The sequence below is a fragment of the Mesorhizobium sp. M4A.F.Ca.ET.020.02.1.1 genome, assembly GCF_004022645.1.
In the GTDB taxonomy this organism is placed as follows: domain Bacteria; phylum Pseudomonadota; class Alphaproteobacteria; order Rhizobiales; family Rhizobiaceae; genus Mesorhizobium.
Map to the genome: position 1 here is coordinate 1 of NZ_RZOI01000803.1, position 2,565 is coordinate 2,565.

At 65.8% G+C, this 2,565-nt stretch carries 4 protein-coding genes; all 4 read right to left on the bottom strand.

All coding sequences use genetic code 11. The annotated features are described in order from the left end of the window. Positions 1 to 222, bottom strand: a 222-nt coding sequence (locus tag EN742_RS31335; protein ID WP_128333686.1) for a helix-turn-helix domain-containing protein, incomplete at its 3' end; no start/stop codon positions are given. Positions 223 to 365: 143 nt separating this feature from the next. Then, on the bottom strand, positions 366 to 1,403 hold the full coding sequence (locus EN742_RS31340) for a histone deacetylase family protein (protein ID WP_128333687.1): 1,038 nt from the start codon (positions 1,401 to 1,403) through the stop codon (positions 366 to 368). Between the two features lie 41 nt (positions 1,404 to 1,444). Next, positions 1,445 to 1,795 carry a cupin domain-containing protein gene (locus tag EN742_RS31345; protein WP_128333688.1) on the bottom strand — a complete coding sequence of 117 codons (351 nt, stop codon included), beginning with the start codon at positions 1,793 to 1,795 and terminating at the stop codon, positions 1,445 to 1,447. 25 nt (positions 1,796 to 1,820) lie between these two features. Then, positions 1,821 to 2,565 (bottom strand): aldolase/citrate lyase family protein (locus EN742_RS31350; RefSeq protein WP_128333689.1); only part of this gene is annotated, 745 nt, incomplete at its 5' end.

Below are 2,565 nucleotides of genomic sequence, written 5' to 3' on the forward strand. Positions count from 1 at the left end.
GGACCGGGTGCCGAGCTTGTAGCGGGCCGAGACCGCGTTCTGGTCGACATAGCCGCGCTCCACCAGCGTCTGCAGATGGCGGAAGACCGTTCCCTTGGTTGTGCCGAGCAGGGCTGCCAGCTCGCTCACCCCAACCTCGCCAGGCGCTGCGGCGACCGCCTCGAGCACGTCGAAGGCAAGCTGGACCGATTTCACGCCACCGTCAGACCGTGCCATCGTCATGTCTCTGTCTTCCCCCGCGTTCGCGTGCGCCGGCCTTGCCGGCGTGAAGCACGTACTCCGTGCTACCCCGAGGTGTCCTCCAATACAAGATTCCGGCAGGCCGCCACCGGATGATCGACAATTCCCATGTCCGGAGCGGCTCGCTAACCCTGCTTCACGGTTGCCGCGAACACGGACAATACCGAGCGCAGTACATGCCCCACCTCCGAGACGGTGTAGCCGCCTTCCTGCACGAGCGCCGTCGGCAGCCGTAGCGCGGCCAGACGGCGGGCGACCTCGACGAATCCTTCCGAAGTGAGGTTGAGCGAGCCCAGCAAGTCGCTCTCATGCGCGTCGAGCCCGAGCGAGACGACCAGGAAGCCCGGATCGAACCGCCTTATGCGCTCGATGGCGGTGTCGAGCGCAGCCAGATAGGCTTTGTCGCCGGAGCCGACCTTGAGCGGCAGGTTCAGGTTGAAACCCTCGCCCCTGCCGGCCCCGACCTCTTCGGGATGGCCGACGAAGAAGGGATAGGTCATGTCGGGATCGCTGTGCAGCGACGCGAAGAAGACATCGTCGCGATCGTAGAAGATGTGCTGCGTGCCATTGCCGTGATGGACGTCGATGTCGATGACGGCAACGCGGGCGTGGCGGGTTCGCGCCACCGTGGCGGCAATGGCCGCATTGTTCAGGAAACAGAAGCCCTGGCCCATATCGGCATGGGCGTGGTGACCGGACGGGCGGCAGAGCGCGTAAGCGACGGGCTCGCCCGCCAGCACAAGGCTCGCGGCATGGGCCGCGCTCGAGGCGGACCCGAGCGCTGCTCCCCAGGTCTGCGCCGTCAGCGGCGAGACCATGTCGCCCAGGTAATATCCAGCCTGGCCGAGATAGTGCAGGGGCCGGCGCGCCGGAAAGTGCCGTGTCGGGTAGATATTGGGCATCAAGGACGTCAGGCCCGGCATCATGTCTGGCCAACGGCCGGGCGCTTCGGCAAGGAATTCCAGATAGCCGGGATCATGGACGCCTTTGAGGAGGGCGTCGGCGACGACCGGCGGCTCGATCAGATCGAGGTCCATCTCCCGAACGACCGCGATGAAGGCCTCCAACCGCTCCGGCGTGTCCTGGCTTTCGACGAGTTTGCCGCGGAAGAAGACCGGCGCGGATTTGTATCCACGCTGCAACGGAGAAACGACGGCGCGCATGATCTTCCTTTCCAACGAAACCGGTGGCTTGCGGTGAGCGGTCAGTCGTTCTTCGGTACAGGCGAGTACTGCGGTCGCGCGGGCGTGAAGACGTCGATGTTGATGACCTCCTCGTCACCGACGACGACAGCGTGGTGCATCACGTTTGGCGGGACGACGATCAGGCTGCCCGGCCCAAGGCGCCGGACCTCGTCGCCGACATGGAAATCGACGGTGCCGGAGACGATGTAGGCGATCTGCTCGTAGACGTGCTTGTGCGGCTTCGGCTCATGGTCGGGTTGAAGCCGGTGCATCGCAATGGTGGCACTGTTGCCGGAGAAGGCCTTCTGGTCCACGCCGCTGCGGATCGTCTTCCATTCGATCGCGTTCCAATCGATGCCATGAATGGCCATGTCAGGATCCTCTTTGTTGTTGTGCCTAAATGGGGACGGCTCGCGACGCGGCCGCGATGGCGCGGCCGCCCGCCAGCAGGATGCTCTGGTCAGAGCCGCAAATGAACACGGACACGCCGCGATCGACCCAGCGCGCGATATGCGACGGGTCGCCGACGAACAGGCCCGCAGCCTTGCCGGCCTTGCGCGCGGCGGCCGCGACGCTGGCGATCGCGGTGTCCAGCTCGATCGATCCGGGTTCAACCTGCATCGACAGGCCGAGGTCGACCGGGCCAACGAAAAGCACGTCTATCTCGGGTACCGCCGCGATGTCATCGAGGTGCTCGAGCGCTTCGCGATCCTCGATCTGGGCCATGATGACGGATCGCCGGTCGGCGTCGGCGCGATAGCCGAGACCGGCGGTGCCATAGGCTCCGCCTCTGACCGAGGGCGAGAAGCCGCGTTTGCCCCGCCCGTACTTGACAGCGTCGGCAATTGCCTCGGCATCCTCGGGCCCGCGCACATGCGGCACCACGACGCCGGCGCAGCCGATGTCGAGAACACTGCCGATCGCCTCGGCCCGCCTGGAAGGCACTCGTACCAGTACCGGCATTTGCGCGGCTTTCGCCCCCAGCGTGATCAGGTCCAGCGTCTCGATCCCCAACGGGGCATGCTCCTGGTCGGCGACGACGAAGCCCAGCCCAGCGACCCCGAGAATCTCGCCCAGGCGCGGGTCCGGCTTTTTCAGGAACTTTCCCGCCAGCACTTCGCCAGCGAGAAGGCGCTGGCGC